Source organism: Bacillus sp. LBG-1-113 (assembly GCF_020708615.1).
Taxonomy (GTDB): Bacteria; Bacillota; Bacilli; order Bacillales; family Bacillaceae; genus Bacillus; species Bacillus mojavensis.
The window spans coordinates 115,991-131,550 of sequence record NZ_JAJFDG010000009.1; the positions used below are offsets into that span (position 1 = coordinate 115,991).

The 15,560-nt window shown below is 44.0% G+C and carries 18 protein-coding genes and 1 pseudogene; 15 read left to right on the forward strand and 4 right to left on the reverse strand.

Annotated features, from left to right (window positions below):
* Nucleotides 1-21 precede the first annotated feature (21 nt).
* Together fbpB and LJF29_RS17970 are read right to left on the reverse strand one after the other, a co-directional pair.
* Nucleotides 22-168 (reverse strand): Fur-regulated basic protein FbpB, encoded by a 147-nt coding sequence (gene fbpB, locus LJF29_RS17965; RefSeq protein WP_010333101.1) that lies wholly within the window; start codon nucleotides 166-168, stop codon nucleotides 22-24.
* Nucleotides 155-320, reverse strand: a pseudogene (locus LJF29_RS17970) (Fur-regulated basic protein FbpA). The gene fbpB and the pseudogene LJF29_RS17970 overlap by 14 nt, the downstream one beginning before the upstream one ends.
* A 249-nt stretch (nucleotides 321-569) precedes the next feature.
* Between LJF29_RS17970 and LJF29_RS17975 the strand changes: the two are divergent.
* Entirely contained in the window at nucleotides 570-1,442 is an 873-nt protein-coding gene (locus tag LJF29_RS17975) for a cation diffusion facilitator family transporter (RefSeq protein ID WP_010333103.1), read from the forward strand.
* Nucleotides 1,443-1,456: 14 nt separating this feature from the next.
* On the opposite strand, the gene LJF29_RS17980 is transcribed toward LJF29_RS17975, so the two are convergent.
* The gene (locus LJF29_RS17980; RefSeq protein WP_229149988.1) at nucleotides 1,457-1,777 is read right to left on the reverse strand and encodes a thioredoxin family protein; all 321 of its coding nucleotides are present in this window, start codon (nucleotides 1,775-1,777) and stop codon (nucleotides 1,457-1,459) included.
* Between the two features lie 153 nt (nucleotides 1,778-1,930).
* Here LJF29_RS17980 and LJF29_RS17985 point away from each other — a divergent pair, with 153 nt between their 5' ends.
* The 5 genes from LJF29_RS17985 (at nucleotide 1,931) to LJF29_RS18005 (ending at nucleotide 8,503) form a co-directional block, all read left to right on the forward strand.
* Nucleotides 1,931-3,016: a D-alanine--D-alanine ligase gene (locus LJF29_RS17985; protein WP_168746982.1), complete on the forward strand. Its 1,086-nt coding sequence runs from the start codon at nucleotides 1,931-1,933 to the stop codon at nucleotides 3,014-3,016.
* A gap of 74 nt (nucleotides 3,017-3,090) precedes the next feature.
* Entirely contained in the window at nucleotides 3,091-4,464 is a 1,374-nt protein-coding gene (locus LJF29_RS17990; RefSeq protein ID WP_229149989.1) for a UDP-N-acetylmuramoyl-tripeptide--D-alanyl-D-alanine ligase, read from the forward strand.
* A 422-nt stretch (nucleotides 4,465-4,886) separates the two neighbouring features.
* Nucleotides 4,887-6,371, forward strand: a complete 1,485-nt coding sequence (gene cshA / locus LJF29_RS17995; protein WP_010333107.1) for a degradosome RNA helicase CshA — start codon at nucleotides 4,887-4,889, stop codon at nucleotides 6,369-6,371.
* Between the two features lie 181 nt (nucleotides 6,372-6,552).
* A complete protein-coding gene (locus tag LJF29_RS18000) occupies nucleotides 6,553-7,032 on the forward strand; it encodes a PH domain-containing protein (RefSeq protein WP_010333108.1) in 480 nt (159 codons plus the stop codon).
* Nucleotides 7,022-8,503, forward strand: coding sequence for a PH domain-containing protein (locus LJF29_RS18005; protein ID WP_229149990.1), 1,482 nt, complete (start codon nucleotides 7,022-7,024; stop codon nucleotides 8,501-8,503). Before LJF29_RS18000 ends, LJF29_RS18005 begins: the two co-directional genes overlap by 11 nt.
* Here the strand turns inward: LJF29_RS18005 and LJF29_RS18010 are convergent.
* The gene (locus LJF29_RS18010; RefSeq protein WP_010333110.1) at nucleotides 8,500-9,099 is read right to left on the reverse strand and encodes a rhomboid family intramembrane serine protease; all 600 of its coding nucleotides are present in this window, start codon (nucleotides 9,097-9,099) and stop codon (nucleotides 8,500-8,502) included. The two genes, LJF29_RS18005 and LJF29_RS18010, sit on opposite strands and share 4 nt — an antisense overlap.
* Before the next feature lie 94 nt (nucleotides 9,100-9,193).
* Here LJF29_RS18010 and acpS point away from each other — a divergent pair, with 94 nt between their 5' ends.
* The 9 genes from acpS to rsbU all read left to right on the forward strand — a co-directional run bounded on the left by acpS (nucleotide 9,194) and on the right by rsbU (nucleotide 15,516).
* Nucleotides 9,194-9,559 (forward strand): holo-ACP synthase, encoded by a 366-nt coding sequence (gene acpS / locus LJF29_RS18015; RefSeq protein ID WP_229149995.1) that lies wholly within the window; start codon nucleotides 9,194-9,196, stop codon nucleotides 9,557-9,559.
* A gap of 165 nt (nucleotides 9,560-9,724) precedes the next feature.
* Nucleotides 9,725-10,741: a LolA family protein gene (locus LJF29_RS18020; RefSeq protein WP_229150016.1), complete on the forward strand. Its 1,017-nt coding sequence runs from the start codon at nucleotides 9,725-9,727 to the stop codon at nucleotides 10,739-10,741.
* Nucleotides 10,742-10,857: 116 nt separating this feature from the next.
* The gene (gene alr, locus LJF29_RS18025; RefSeq protein WP_229149997.1) at nucleotides 10,858-12,027 is read left to right on the forward strand and encodes an alanine racemase; all 1,170 of its coding nucleotides are present in this window, start codon (nucleotides 10,858-10,860) and stop codon (nucleotides 12,025-12,027) included.
* A gap of 117 nt (nucleotides 12,028-12,144) precedes the next feature.
* Nucleotides 12,145-12,426: a type II toxin-antitoxin system antitoxin EndoAI gene (gene endB, locus LJF29_RS18030; protein ID WP_003225183.1), complete on the forward strand. Its 282-nt coding sequence runs from the start codon at nucleotides 12,145-12,147 to the stop codon at nucleotides 12,424-12,426.
* 4 nt (nucleotides 12,427-12,430) lie between these two features.
* Complete coding sequence (gene ndoA / locus LJF29_RS18035) at nucleotides 12,431-12,781, forward strand: type II toxin-antitoxin system endoribonuclease NdoA (RefSeq protein WP_003156187.1); 351 nt, start codon at nucleotides 12,431-12,433, stop codon at nucleotides 12,779-12,781.
* Between the two features lie 116 nt (nucleotides 12,782-12,897).
* Nucleotides 12,898-13,722: an RsbT co-antagonist protein RsbRA gene (gene rsbRA, locus LJF29_RS18040; protein ID WP_081720860.1), complete on the forward strand. Its 825-nt coding sequence runs from the start codon at nucleotides 12,898-12,900 to the stop codon at nucleotides 13,720-13,722.
* A gap of 4 nt (nucleotides 13,723-13,726) precedes the next feature.
* A complete protein-coding gene (rsbS, locus tag LJF29_RS18045; RefSeq protein WP_010333115.1) occupies nucleotides 13,727-14,092 on the forward strand; it encodes an RsbT antagonist protein RsbS in 366 nt (121 codons plus the stop codon).
* Between the two features lie 3 nt (nucleotides 14,093-14,095).
* A complete protein-coding gene (rsbT, locus tag LJF29_RS18050; protein WP_010333116.1) occupies nucleotides 14,096-14,497 on the forward strand; it encodes a serine/threonine-protein kinase RsbT in 402 nt (133 codons plus the stop codon).
* A gap of 11 nt (nucleotides 14,498-14,508) precedes the next feature.
* Entirely contained in the window at nucleotides 14,509-15,516 is a 1,008-nt protein-coding gene (gene rsbU, locus LJF29_RS18055; protein WP_010333117.1) for a phosphoserine phosphatase RsbU, read from the forward strand.
* Nucleotides 15,517-15,560: the final 44 nt, after the last annotated feature.

Here is a 15,560-nt window from a genome sequence, read left to right on the forward strand (position 1 = left end):
AGAGCCTTTGCCGGCTCTTTTTTATGTATTGTTTTGTTCCTGGAGATTTTTCTGATGCTTGCGGTCAATTCTGTCGTAAATGACGTTCATCAGCTTTGGGTTGCCCATGATCGCCTCTTTGTTTTCCTGGATCAGCTGTTGGTAGGTTTTTATTTTACGCTTTGGCATGCCCTGGCGCCTCCTGACAATGTTTGATATTCCCTTTCCAGCTCCATCAGCGACAATTCATATAAATGTCGCGTTGACTTTTTGTATATACCATTCTGTATTAACAGATGAATGAGATGTTTTTTTCTGATTTCTGCAGACTGAGGTGTCATTGTGTCACCAACCTCCAATCAATCGATATTGATAATCATTATCAATTAACATCAGTATACAATGTCCGCCACAGCCTGTAAAGGTGAAAACAGTCCTATTCTTTCATAAGTAAGCAAACCTTCAACATATAGACAAAAAGTTTCCCGGGCAATAATTTGCTGTCGAAATTTCCCTTTCCGTTGAGAACCGCTGCTGCTATTTTTCATGTTTTTAACCATACTATGTAATAGAATGGAGGCTGGTATTCAATGGGGAGGACAGATAATCTTAAAAAGGGAGAAAAAGGAGCACTCCTCAATATTTTGGCATATATCATTCTTGCTGCTGTTAAGCTGACAATCGGAATATTGTATCATTCTGAAGCACTGAGAGCAGACGGATTAAACAATGGGACAGATATTGTGGCGTCAATAGCGGTGCTGATCGGACTGCGAATTTCCCAAAGGCCGGCTGACAGCGACCATCCATATGGCCATTATCGGGCTGAAACAATTTCGTCCCTTATTGCGTCTTTTATTATGATGGCTGTCGGGATTGAAGTGTTAATCGGCGGAGGAAAAGCGATTGCGGGCGGCACCTCAGAAACACCAAGCCTTATCGCGGCGTGGACAGCTTTAGGCAGTGCGGTGTTTATGTACGGCATCTATTTATATAACAAAAGGCTCGCAGCATCCATTAAAAGCTCTGCACTTATGGCGGCGGCGAAGGACAGCAGGTCAGACGCATTTGTCAGTGCCGGAGCATTTATCGGTGTTTTTTCTTCCCAGCTGCAGCTGGCTTGGATAGACCCGGTTACGGCTTTTGTGATCGGAATCATCATTTGCAAGACAGCCTGGGATATCTTCAAAGACGCTTCGCATTCATTAACGGACGGGTTTCACTTGAAGGACCTTGAACCTTATAAACAGACTGTCGGCCGGATAGAAAATGTGCATCGTCTTAAGGATGTGAAAGCGCGATACTTGGGCAGCACAGTACATATAGAGATGGTCATTACAGTTGATCCGAAGCTGACAGTAGAGGAAGGCCACGGGGTCGCAGATGAGGTGGAAAACAAAATAAAACATGAACACGATGTCACTCATGTTCATGTTCACGTAGAGCCCGACGACACAAAATAGGGCTGCTTATCGAATTAGCTTATATGTTCTGATAGAAATTCAGTCACTTCTTCAGGCGTTTTGGCATTGGCGCTGTGAAGATGGCCTGTTTTCTCTCCATTTTTGAAAATGAGCAGGCTTGGAATACCCATCACCTGATATGTTTCAGCCAGTTCAGGAAGCTCGTCCTTATTCAGCTCGTACCAATCGTTTTGATTATACGTTTCCAAAATATCGCAGATGAACATATTCATGCGTGTGCAGTCAGGGCACCAATCAGCATAAAACTTTACAATTATTTCTTTATCAGATTGAATCAGTTCATTAAATTGTTCTTTTGTTGTGATTTTTTTCATATGTCACATCTCCTTTTCAATGCCATTTTAATATAAAATAAAAAGGAATTACATACAAATGCATTCAGCTTCAGCATGCCCAAAAATAATTAGATCATTTTCTTGTGAAAGTGATAAGATAGTAAAGATGAATTGTAGTGGGGGGAGTATCCATTGAAAACAAGTCTAGGATTAGTGTACGGCGGTAAGTCAGCCGAACATAATGTTTCGCTTCAGACAGCTCTGGCTGTAACAAAAGCGCTAAATACTGAGAAGTTTGATATACATCCAATTTATATAACTGAAAAAGGCGAATGGATAAGAGGCGCACGTTTAACAGAGCCTGTTTCCAACGTAAAAATGCTTCAGCTTGAGCAGGGCGGAACCGCTTTTTCTCCATCTGCTCTCAACCAGGAAATGTTTCCGCAGGAAGTGTCACAGCAAAATGAAGCAATTGATGTCGTATTCCCGCTCCTGCACGGCCCGAACGGAGAGGACGGAACGATTCAGGGAATGCTTGAACTTTTAAATATTCCTTATGTCGGCAATGGCGTGCTTGCTTCCTCAGCTGGTATGGATAAAGTAGTCATGAAGCATTTGTTTGCACAAGCCGGCCTTGCACAGGCGAAATACACAGCCTTCCTTAAAAAAGACTGGACTCGTTCTCCTGAAGAAAGCTGCGAGCAGGTAGAACAAGAATTGGGCTATCCTTGCTTCGTGAAGCCGGCCAACCTTGGTTCAAGCGTCGGAATCAGCAAATGCCGCAATCGTGAAGAACTGCAAAAAGCATTTGAGCTTGCGTTCCAATATGATCGGAAAGTCGTGGTAGAAGAAGGCATCAACGGCCGCGAAATTGAAATCGGCGTTCTCGGAAATGATGATCCTAAATGCTCTGCAGTGGGAGAAATCGCACCTAAGACAGATTTCTACGATTATAAAGCGAAATACGAGGATGGAGACACCGATCTGATTATTCCTGCGTCTGTAACAGATGAGGAATACGCGAAAATCAGTGAGATGGCCATCAGAGCGTTTAAATCAATTGACGGCTCAGGACTTGTCAGAGCGGACTTTTTCCTGACAGCTGACGGCGAAGTGCTGATCAATGAAGTAAACACGATGCCTGGTTTTACACCGTTCAGCATGTTCCCGCTTCTCTGGAAAGAAGCCGGAGTGGAATACGCTGACCTCATTGAACAGCTTGTAGAGCTGGCTAAAGAACGCCACGCTGAAAAACAATTGATTAAACATACATTCTAAATGGAAACTGACACTGCCGGTAAAAGGGCAGTGTCTTTTCCCGTATACCACCAAAAGAAAGAGAGTGACCTTACTTGATTAAGCGAACCGTAAAGCAAATTGCCGAAATGGTCAAAGGCACACTAACAAACCCGCAATATGAAAATACAGTCATTCATGGAGTAGCTACAGATACAAGAAAGCTGGAAAGCAATCAGCTTTTCATCCCGCTGAAAGGGGAACATTTTAACGGCCACACTTTTGTACCGCAAGCTTTTGAAGCTGGTGTGTCTGCCGTTCTGTGGAACCGCTCTGAACCCAATCCGCCCGAGAATCAAGCCGTGATTTTAGTGGAAGATACTTTGTCAGCGCTCCAGCAGCTGGCAAAAGCCTATTTACAGGAGCTCGGCACACGTGTCATCGGAGTAACAGGAAGCAACGGCAAAACGACGACCAAAGACATGATTCACGCTGTCCTGCAAACGCGGTACCGCGTCCATAAAACAGGAGGAAATTTCAACAATCATATCGGGCTGCCGCTTACAGTGTTAGCGATGCCTGAAGATACAGAAATTGCCGTATTGGAAATGGGAATGAGCGCAAAAGGAGAAATTGACCTCCTGACGCGCTTGGCAAATCCGGATGCGGCAGTGATAACAAATATCGGCGAATCCCACATGCAGGATCTTGGTTCAAGAGAAGGCATCGCGGAAGCGAAACTGGAAATTATCAACGGCCTGAAAGAAGACGGTGTGCTGATTTATATCGGAGATGAACCGCTTTTGCAAAAGGCTTACAGCTGCCAAACGAAAACATATGGTACTGGAGCGCAAAACGATTATCAGCTGCAGGATGTCAGCCAGAGTGAAGCGGGGACCCATTTTACGATCAAAGGTATAGAAAAAACGTTTTTTATCCCTATACTGGGCAAACATAATGTAATGAACGCCATGGCGGCAATCGCCGCAGGGGTTTATTTCGGTATCACGCCTGAGGATGCGGCAAAAGGATTAAGCAGCCTGAAGGTCACCGGCATGAGACTTGAATTGATGAAAACAGACAGCGGCATTTCTATTATTAATGACGCTTATAACGCGAGCCCGACGTCGATGAAGGCTGCGATCCAATTGACAGAAAGCCTTGAAGGATACGGGAAGAAAATGGTCGTGCTCGGAGACATGCTTGAACTCGGCGATCTTGAAGAAACGTTCCATAAAGAATGCGGCGCTGTGATCAGCCCGGACAAAATTGACCACGTCTTTACGTATGGCAAACTTGGGGCATTTATCGCGGAAGGTGCGATGGAACATTTTGATAAAGAGCGCGTCAGCCACTTCAGCGAGAAAAAAGAGCTTACTCAGGCCCTGAAGAATAAAGCGGCAAAGGGAGATTTGATTTTATTCAAGGCGTCAAGAGGTATGAAGCTTGAAGAAATCGTTAAAGATTTAATGGAGAGCCCGTTTTCTTAAAAAATCCTGCGGAAAAAAGCAGATTGCAATCATAAAATAAAAATGATGTGCAGACACTAATGTATGCCGGCCCGAAATAATTTATGTATGACTGGCTCAGGCTATGGTACAATAATGACAGGTTTATTTCGCGATACGAAAATATGTGTACGGACCGCCATCCGCTGACCTTAGGTTTTCCGCGGACACAAGGAGCGGGATTGGGCATGTCCGGCATATTTGGTTAGCAGGTCAGCGAGCGCATTCAAAATGCTGATCTGCTTACCGCGTTATTGAAAAACAAGTAGTGTAATGGTAAGATAAAACTTAAAGTAATTCGGGCTTTGTATACGTAAGGATCCTGTCCTTTTTCCATGGAGGGCAGTTTTTAAGTGGTAAATCACGACATTACTGAAACAGCAATTAGAAGGAGTTTGAATAATTTGACTATAACGTTTCAAGATTTTCAATTAAGTTCTGATCTCATGAAGGCAATTAACCGTATGGGATTTGAAGAAGCAACGCCGATTCAGGCACAAACGATTCCGCTCGGACTTTCAAATAAAGATGTCATTGGACAAGCGCAAACAGGTACAGGTAAAACAGCTGCGTTTGGTATACCCCTTGTTGAGAAAATTAACCCCGAGTCTCCTAATATTCAAGCAATCGTAATCGCACCAACCCGTGAACTAGCCATTCAAGTATCTGAAGAATTATATAAAATCGGACAAGATAAACGTGCGAAAGTTCTTCCTATTTACGGTGGGCAGGATATTGGACGACAAATCCGGGCGTTAAAGAAAAATCCGCATGTCATTGTCGGAACACCGGGACGTCTTCTTGACCACATTAACCGCCGCACGATTCGTTTAAACAATGTAAATACAGTTGTAATGGATGAAGCGGATGAAATGCTGAATATGGGGTTCATCGACGACATTGAATCTATTCTTTCAAATGTGCCGAGCGAGCATCAGACGCTTCTGTTCTCAGCTACAATGCCAGCGCCGATCAAACGCATTGCAGAGCGTTTCATGACTGAGCCTGAACACGTAAAAGTAAAAGCAAAAGAAATGACTGTTTCTAACATTCAGCAGTTCTATTTGGAAGTGCAGGAACGTAAAAAGTTCGACACACTGACTCGTCTTCTTGACATTCAGTCTCCTGAGCTTGCGATTGTATTCGGACGTACCAAACGCCGTGTTGATGAACTGGCAGAAGCCCTGAACCTTCGCGGATATGCAGCTGAAGGAATTCACGGTGATTTAACGCAGGCGAAACGTATGGTTGCCCTTCGCAAATTTAAAGAAGGTGCAATCGAAGTACTTGTTGCAACTGATGTTGCAGCTCGCGGACTCGATATCTCAGGTGTTACACACGTGTACAACTTTGACGTGCCTCAAGATCCTGAAAGCTATGTTCACCGTATCGGAAGAACAGGCCGCGCAGGAAAAACAGGTATGGCGATGACGTTTATCACACCGCGTGAGATAAGCATGCTTCGCGCAATTGAACAAACAACGAAACGCAAAATGGACCGCATGAAAGAGCCGACACTAGATGAAGCGTTAGAAGGCCAGCAGCAGGTTACAGTTGATCGTCTTCGTACGACAATCAGCGAAAACAACTTGAACTTCTACATGACAGCGGCAGCTGAGCTGCTTGAAGATCATGATGCAGTGACAGTGGTTGCAGCAGCTATCAAAATGGCTACAAAAGAGCCGGATAGCACGCCTGTTCGCTTAACAGACGAAGCGCCGATGATCAGCAAACGCTATAAAAACCAACGCACTTCTAAACGCAGAGACGGACAAGGCGGCGGCTACCGTGGCGGTAAAGGGAAAAGCAACAACCGTTCTTCCTATGATAAAAAGCGTTCAAGCGATCGCCGTTCTTCAGGTGACAGACGCCAGAAAAAATCATACTAATTCTGTAAAGAATATAAGAGCCTAAAACATGAGTTGTTTTGGGCTTTTTTTATGTTCAATTGCATGACCATTAAGCAAACTTTCAGCTGACGGAACCGTTTATTCTATGTATGCTTAAAGATGAAACTTTTTCTGCATAAGTGCGTATAAGTAACGATGATAAAAACGGGAGGTAGGTATTTTGAGAGAGCAGCCAAAAAACCAAATCAGTCCAGACGGATTAAAGGTTTGGCGACTTCAAGAGATAATGATATCCGCTGTCTGCTTGCTTATTGTCATAGCAGTTGCAGTGTTAAGTTATTTTTTTCATTGGCCGTACTGGATCAGCGGCGTGCTCGGCGCAGTTTGGCTGCTGGGTTCGGTCGTGACGGTTTATCTGATTCCAAAGGTCCGGCACAAGGTGTGGCGTTACGAGGTTCATGAAAATGAAATAGACATTCAATCGGGTATCTTTGTTGTGACACGCGTGATTGTACCGATGGTCAGGGTCCAGCACGTAGACACCTCACAAGGGCCGTTATTAAGAAAATACAATCTGGCAACAGTGAAGATTTTTACGGCGGCAACTGTGCATTCGATTCCTGCTTTAGAGATGAAGGAAGCGGATCAGCTGAGAGACTCCATTTCGCGCCTGGCAAGGGTGACTGACGATGATGTCTGAACCGAAGCGCCTTCACCCGGCGGCAGTCATTTTGAATTTATCCCATACCATTATTCAAACGATAAAAAATATCATTCTGCCATTCTTTTTTGTGTATATCGTCAACTCTAATCACACTGTCCGTTTTTACGGAGCCATCGCGCTCGGCGTTTTGTTCATCTGGCTCGTGGCAGCAAGCATTATCAAATGGAGAAAGTTTTCCTATCGAATCGAAGATGATGAATTTAGAATCGAAGAAGGCTTGTTTGTAACGAAAAAGAGATACATATCGATTGACCGGATTCAGACAATGAATACGAGTGCGGGAGTGGTCCAGCAAATTTTCAAGCTTGTCAAACTGCAAATTGAAACGGCTGGAGGCGGCAAAGAGGCGGAAGCGGTATTATCGGCTATTTCAGTTGAAGAAGCTGAAAGAATTAAAGAAGCCGTATTTAAGAAAAAAGCAGAAAGACATTCAATCGATACTGAGGAAGGCCTGTCAGAAGCTAAAGAGGCGGTCCCGGATGCGGAGCCGCAGGTGAGCTACAGCATGAATGCAAAAGAATTACTCATGGCCGCTTCAACATCTGGAGGGATCGGCGTAATTATCTCTGCTGTATTTGCGCTCATTTCTCAGCTGGACGAGGTGCTGCCGATGGATTGGCTCTTCGGGAAATTCTCCTTTCTGCAGCACGCCAATATAGGCATATACGCCGTGCTTATCTTTATCGGTTTATTTATCACCTGGATTCTCAGCATAGCCGGCATGATGTTCAAATATGCTAACTTTCAAATCATTAAAAAAGAGCAGGAATTGGTGATTTCAAGGGGAATTATTGAAAAACATCAAGTCACCATACCGCTTCGCAAAATACAAGCCATCAAAATAAAAGAAAACATCATCCGCCAGCTTTTCGGTTTTGCGACGGTGTCAATCGTCAGCGCGGGCGGCGGAGGAGACTCGGAAAAAGCAGAGGGCGCTTCGACCATTCTGTTTCCGATGATTCACAAAAAAAAGCTTCCCGGCATGCTGCGTACTTTTACGCCGGAATACACGCTGGAAGAAAATCGCCGCCATCTGCCGCGGCGCGCATTGAAGCGGTACTTATTCCGCTCAACCATTTTCTCCATTTTTTTAATCATTCCGCTGTGTATCTTCTTCCAGCCATGGGGCTATTTCTCGATTGTTCTGCTGCCGATTGAGTTGTTTTTCGGGTATCTTGCCTATAAGGATGCGGCCTGGGTAATCAGCGGAGACCGTCTCCAGCTGACATCGAGGTTTATCGGCAGAACGACTGCAATTGTGTTGAGAAAGCGAATGCAGGTATGCAAGGCGAGCCAATCTTATTTTCAAAAGAAGGGGAAGCTGTATACCCTTTCCACCTCGGTAAAATCGTCGAGCCATATGGAAGAATTAACGGTGAGAGATGTGGGAGAAGAGGATGCAGATTTCATTTTAAATTGGTACTCATATGAAAAAGCGGACGGTTAATACCGCCGCTCTTTTTTTTGCACACATAAAAAAGACAGGAGAAACCCGCCGCAAAGTCCAAACAGGTGGGCCATCATGTTAATATTGGAGTTGATAAACGACATGAGAACGGCAAAGGCAAGCAATGTGAGAATCATTTTGGAATTGTCCTGTCCGATCAGCTCTTTGCGAAAAAGAACCATAAACAGATAAACGCCGAACAGCCCGAAAATCGCGCCAGAAGCCCCGACATGCAGATAATCCAGCGGTTCTGTAAAATACGTGCCGATGTTTCCGATCATTCCGGAGCCTGCATACACAAGAAGGAAACGCGCTTTTCCAAGCATTCGTTCCAGAGCCGGTGCAAATAAAAAGATGGACATTGAATTAAACAGCAGATGGGTAAACCCTGCGTGAAGGAAAATCGGCGTGACCAGCCGCCACCATTCTCCGTTAGCGACGCCAAGGTTATAGCCTGTGAGAGCGTCTCTCCACAACGCAACTGAAGGAACAGGAAGTGAAAAGAACAGCCAGAGAACGGCCTGAACAGCCAATATAAAGGTGACAACGGGATAAAGCCTGACAAAGGTTTGAAAGTTTTCAGTCCGTATAAACATGCCGATCCCCATTTCTTCAATTTGGTATTTCTATAGTAACACGTTTATGAGACAAACCATTCAAATAGTACGAGGGCAAAGGAGGTTGTAAAATATGATTTACGGTATAGGATTGGACATCATTGAACTTAAGCGGATCGCTTCAATGGCTGATCGCCAGAAACGATTTGCCGAGCGCATTTTAACAGGCGGCGAGTTTGCTCAGTATCAGGAGCTTTCTGAGAAAAGAAAAATTGAATTTCTTGCAGGAAGATTTGCGGCAAAAGAAGCTTTTTCGAAAGCATACGGCACAGGAATAGGCAAGAACCTAAGCTTTCATGACATTGAAATCACAAAAGATTCGAATGGCAAACCTTTTATTGTTTGCGCAAAGCTGAGCCAAGCCGCCGTTCATGTATCGATCACTCATACGAAGGAATATGCGGCTGCACAGGTTGTTATTGAAAGGTTGTCAAGCTAGTCTGCATATTAGGGACACCCCTCTCATATATTTGATAATGCATTAAGGGAGACGAGTTGTTTGAGGCTTTTATGGTACGCCTCTGTTCTGTTTAAACGTTTACCGAGCGTACCGTTAAAGTCAAACAAGCGATTTCTTCCTTTTACATCAATTGAGAAAAAGGGGTTGAAAAAGGTGAGAAAAAGCTTTGTTTTGCTTTTAACGGGACTGCTGGCTGTCCTTATTCTTTCTGCCTGCGGACAAAAATCACAGGAAGATGTCGTTACCGGGCTGGACGAGAAGGCGAAAGAATATACCTCGTACAAAGCAAAAGCAAAAATGACCATTGAGACAGGGAGTGACCCGCAAGTATACAATGTGGAAATTTGGCACAAAAAACCGTCTCTGTATCGGGTCTATCTGGAAAATCCGAAAAAGGACCAAAACCAAGTCATTTTACGAAACGAAAACGGAGTATTTGTTCTCACACCGTCTTTAAATAAGAGCTTCAGATTTCAAAGCGACTGGCCAAACAACAGCAGCCAAGTCTATTTGTTTGAATCGCTAGTGAAGGATATTCAAAACGATTCGGATTCAGTCTTCACTTCAAAAGAATCAAAATACGTATTTGAAACAAAAACGAACTATCAGCATAACAAAATGCTTCCAACACAAGAAATCACATTTAACAAGAAGGACATGAGCCCGTTATCTGTCAAAGTCATGGATACCGACCGAAAAGTGATGGTGAAAGTAGAGTTCAGCAGCTTCCAATTCAATAAGCAATTTGATAAAGAGTCCTTTGACGAAAAGAAAAATATGACCCTTTCTCAAATGGATGTCGCCACTAGCGCGAAACCTTCCGACTCTTTTGCCGTTAAAACGCCGCTCGAACTGCCGCTAGGCGTAAAACTGCTTGAAGAAAAAGATATTTCAACGGAAGATGGCAAGCGCGTCATCATGACTTACGGCGGAGAAAAATCGTTTACCTTGATTCAGGAAAAAGCCCAGGTTGCGAAAGCTTCCTCCTCAGTTACGCTGAACGCGGAACCGGTTAATCTTGGCTACACAATCGGCGCCTTATCAGATGCCTCGCTAACATGGACTTACGAAGGCGTGGATTATCTTCTGTCATCTAAAGATCTGTCACAAGAGGAGATGGTGACAGTCGCCAAAAGCATGCAGGGACAATCATCCAAATAATCTCTTAAAGGCCGAATACAATTTGGCCTTTTTTTCGTCAGGCAGAATTTCACTTTGCCCTATAATTTTAGTATGATATGTAAATGATATTGAATAAACGCTAGGAAGTGTCATAAATGAGCACAAAACCTTTTTACAGAGACACGTGGGCGGAAATTGATCTGTCCGCGATTAAAGAAAATGTCAGTAATATGAAAAAACACATTGGTGAACAGGTCCACCTGATGGCGGTTGTGAAAGCAAATGCCTATGGACATGGGGATGCAGAAGTAGCGAAGGCTGCTCTTGAGGCAGGTGCTTCATGCTTAGCCGTGGCGATCTTGGATGAAGCGATTTCTCTTCGCCAGCGGGGCCTGACAGCGCCGATATTGGTGCTCGGTGCGGTTCCTCCAGAGTATGTGAAAATCGCAGCGGAATACGACGTGACTTTAACGGGGTATTCTGTTGAATGGCTTCAAGAAGCTGCTCGCCACCTCAAGAAAGCTTCCCTTCATTTTCATCTGAAAGTCGATACGGGAATGAACAGGCTCGGCGTGAAAACAGAAGAAGAGATTCATCACGTGATGACAATCCTGGAGCGAAATCCGGGCTTGAAATGCAAAGGGGTCTTCACTCATTTTGCGACTGCTGATGAAAAACAAAGAGGCTACTTTTTGATGCAGTTTGAACGCTTTAAAGAATTGATTGCTCCTCTGCCTTTAAAGAAACTGATGGTTCACTGCGCCAACAGCGCCGCCGGACTGCGTCTGAAAAAAGGCTTTTTTAACGCGGTCAGATTTGGCATCGGCATGTACGGCCTTCGTCCGTCAGCGGAAATTACCGATGAAATCCCGTTTAAACTGCGACCCGCATTCACCCTGCATTCGACCCTGTCGCATGTCAAAAAGGTACACAAAGGGGAAAGTGTCAGCTACGGGGCGGAATACACAGCGGAAAAAGACACGTGGATCGGAACGGTGCCCGTTGGCTATGCGGACGGCTGGCTCCGCAAATTAAAGGGAACAGAGATACTCGTGAAAGGAAAACGGCTGAAAATCGCCGGCCGAATCTGCATGGACCAATTTATGGTGGAGCTGGATCATGAATATCCGCCTGGCACAAAAGTCACATTAATCGGCCGCCAGGGGGATGAATATATTTCCATGGATGAGATTGCAGGCAGGCTCGAAACCATTAACTACGAGGTGGCTTGTACAATAAGTTCGCGCGTCCCCCGTATGTTTTTGGGAAATGGGAGTATAATGGAAGTGAGAAATCCTTTATTGCAGGGGAATGCAAGCAAATAGCTCATGTCACGATAGAGAATTTTTAAAACAGCTTTGCTTGATGAGTGAATAATGGTATCATTATCACTGGATGGATAAAAGAGTCGTATCCGTAAGTTTGGTGGAGGTGTATGTTTTTTGTCTGAATCCAGCGCAAGAACCGAAATGAAAATCAGCTTGCCCGAAAACCTAGTAGCTGAATTGGATGGTGTAGCGATGCGGGAGAAACGAAGCAGAAACGAACTGATATCACAAGCAGTGAGAGCCTATGTCAGCGAACGAACAACTCGTCACAACCGTGATTTGATGAGACGCGGCTATATGGAAATGGCGAAGATCAACCTGAATATTTCTTCCGAGGCTCACTTTGCGGAGTGCGAGGCTGAAACGACAGTTGAGCGCTTAGTCAGCGGAGGATAATCATTTGATTGTGAAACGCGGCGATGTTTATTTTGCTGATTTATCTCCTGTTGTTGGCTCAGAGCAAGGCGGGGTGCGCCCGGTTTTAGTGATCCAAAATGACATCGGAAATCGCTTCAGCCCAACTGCTATTGTTGCAGCCATAACAGCCCAAATACAGAAAGCGAAATTACCAACCCACGTCGAAATTGATGCAAAACGCTACGGTTTTGAAAGAGATTCCGTTATTTTGCTGGAGCAAATTCGGACGATTGACAAGCAAAGGTTAACGGATAAGATTACTCATCTGGATGATGAAATGATGGATAAGGTTGATGAAGCCTTACAGATCAGTTTGGCACTCATTGATTTTTAGTAATATTTGCCTAGTTGCTCAAATAGAGCAACTTTTTTTGTTTTCAAAAAAAATTAACGATATAATAGTGGAATAACGAAAAAAATATGTTGTTTTTTATCGGGAGGTAAGCGAATTTGATGTCGAACCAGACTGTATACCAGTTCATTGCCGAGAATCAAAATGAACTGCTCCAACTGTGGACTGACACACTAAAAGAATTAAGCGAGCAAGAATCCTATCAGCTGACTCACCAAGTGTATGAAAATATATCTAAAGAATATATCGACATCCTGCTCTCATCTGTTAAGGATGACAGTGCTGCTGAAAGCCAAATCAGCGAACTGGCGTTAAGAGCTGTTCAAATCGGACTCTCTTTAAAGTTTCTGGCTACGGTGCTGGCTGAATTCTGGAAACGTCTCTACACGAAGATGAACGATAAGAGATTGCCAGATCAAGAGAGTACGGAATTAATCTGGCAGATCGACCGCTTTTTCAGCCCGATTAATACTGAGATTTTTAACCAATACTCAATTTCATGGGAAAAAACGGTATCTCTGCAAAAAATTGCGCTGCAGGAGCTATCTGCGCCGCTCATCCCAGTGTTTGAAAATATCACCGTAATGCCGCTGGTCGGAACAATTGATACCGAACGCGCAAAAAGAATTATGGAAAACCTTCTTAACGGCGTTGTTAAACACCGGTCACAAGTCGTGTTGATAGACATTACAGGTGTTCCTGTCGTTGACACGATGGTTGCCCACCATATTATTCAGGCGTCTGAGGCTGTAAGGCTTGTCGGAGCGAAATGCCTGCTCGCCGGAATCCGGCCGGAAATTGCTCAGACAATCGTCAACCTGGGCATTGATTTATCTCAAGTTATAACTAAGAATACCCTGCAAAAAGGAATTCAAACAGCATTGGAAATGACGGATCGAAAAATCGTTTCATTGGGGGAATAACATTGTGAGACATCCGAAAATCCCGATCTTGAAACTGTATAATTGCTTATTAGTATCTATTCAATGGGAACTAGATGATCAAACCGCATTAACCTTTCAAGAAGACTTATTAAATAAAATTTATGAAACAGGTGCTAACGGAGTCGTGATTGACCTGACATCTGTAGATATAATAGATTCATTTATCGCTAAAGTGCTGGGCGACGTCATTACAATGTCTAAGTTAATGGGGGCAAAAGTTGTCTTAACCGGCATTCAGCCTGCCGTTGCAGTTACGCTGATTGAACTTGGAATTGCACTTGAGGAAATCGAAACTGCGCTCGACTTAGAGCAGGGGCTTGAGACATTGAAGCGGGAATTGGGGGAATAGCGAATGAACGACCAATCCTGTGTAAAAATCATGACAGAATGGGATATTGTGGCCGCCAGACAACTGGGACGAAACGTTGCAAAAGAGCTGGGTTTCGGCACGGTAGACCAGGCAAGGATCACAACGGCTATATCAGAATTAGCCAGAAACATTTATTTATATGCCGGCAAGGGCCAGATTGGGATTGAACAGGTCACAGATAGAGGAAAAAAGGGCCTGAAAATTATAGCGGAAGACAAAGGGCCGGGGATTCCAGATATCCGTAAAGTCATGGAAGACGGGTTTTCTACGTCAGGCGGACTCGGAGCGGGACTTCCCGGTGTGAAAAGGCTGATGGATGAATTCAGTTTAAATTCCGTAACGGGGGAAGGTACAGAGATACAAGCCATTAAATGGCTTCGGTAGGAGGTAAGAAAGTGGATTTTAGGGAGGTTATTGAGCAGCGGTATCATCAGCTGCTTAATCGATATATAGCCGAATTAACGGAAACATCTTTATATCAGGCCCAAAAATTCAGCCGAAAAACAATCGAGCATCAAATTCCTCCGGAAGAAATCATCAGCATTCACCGAAAAGTGCTGAAGGAGCTGTATCCAAGTCTCCCGGAAGATGTTTTTCATTCGCTGGATTTTTTAATTGAAGTCATGATTGGATATGGAATGGCTTATCAGGAGCATCAAACCCTTAGGGGGATACAGCAGGAAATCAAATCAGAAATTGAAATTGCAGCTAATGTACAGCAGACGCTTCTAGGAACAAAAATTCCGGAGGAAGAAGCGCTGGACATTGGCGCGATCAGTGTGCCCGCCAAACAGATGAGCGGTGATTATTATCATTTTGTTAAAGACAAAGAGTCCATTAATATTGCCATTGCTGACGTCATCGGTAAAGGGATTCCGGCAGCTTTATGTATGTCTATGATTAAATACGCAATGGATTCTTTGCCGGAAACAGGCATTCACCCATCACAGGTGCTGAAAAACTTGAATCGTGTTGTTGAACAAAACGTTGATGCCAGTATGTTTATTACGATGTTTTATGCCAATTACAATACGGACAATCATCGATTTACATACGCTTCAGCGGGACATGAACCGGGATTTTACTATTCTCAAAAAGATAATACATTTTATGATTTAGATGCCAAAGGGCTTGTTCTCGGAATTTCGCAAGATTATGACTACAGGCAATTTGACAAGCAACTTGAAAAGGGAGATATGATTGTTTTATTTTCTGACGGTGTTACAGAATGCAGGACGGAAAACGGTTTCTTGGAGCGTCACGATATACAGAAGCTCATTGAGGAACATATGTGTTGCGATGCCCAGGAAATGGTGAAAAACATTTATGACAGCCTCCTCAAATTGCAGGATTTTCAGCTTCATGATGATTTTACGTTAATTGTTTTAAGAAGAAAGGTTTAGCGTTCGCCGGCCGTGGGTATATAACTACTAGTTATTTAAAGGAT

Excerpts from the sequence above, each read along its gene's own strand:
- LJF29_RS17975 (WP_010333103.1), top strand. The coding sequence starts at position 570 with ATGGGGAGGACAGATAATCTTAAAAAGGGAGAAAAAGGAGCACTCCTC.
- acpS (WP_229149995.1), top strand. The coding sequence starts at position 9,194 with ATGATTTACGGTATAGGATTGGACATCATTGAACTTAAGCGGATCGCT.
- fbpB (WP_010333101.1), bottom strand. The coding sequence starts at position 168 with ATGCCAAAGCGTAAAATAAAAACCTACCAACAGCTGATCCAGGAAAAC.
- LJF29_RS17980 (WP_229149988.1), bottom strand. The coding sequence starts at position 1,777 with ATGAAAAAAATCACAACAAAAGAACAATTTAATGAACTGATTCAATCT.
- LJF29_RS18010 (WP_010333110.1), bottom strand. The coding sequence starts at position 9,099 with ATGTTTATACGGACTGAAAACTTTCAAACCTTTGTCAGGCTTTATCCC.
- LJF29_RS18005 (WP_229149990.1), top strand. The coding sequence starts at position 7,022 with ATGATGTCTGAACCGAAGCGCCTTCACCCGGCGGCAGTCATTTTGAAT.
- rsbT (WP_010333116.1), top strand. The coding sequence starts at position 14,096 with ATGAACGACCAATCCTGTGTAAAAATCATGACAGAATGGGATATTGTG.
- alr (WP_229149997.1), top strand. The coding sequence starts at position 10,858 with ATGAGCACAAAACCTTTTTACAGAGACACGTGGGCGGAAATTGATCTG.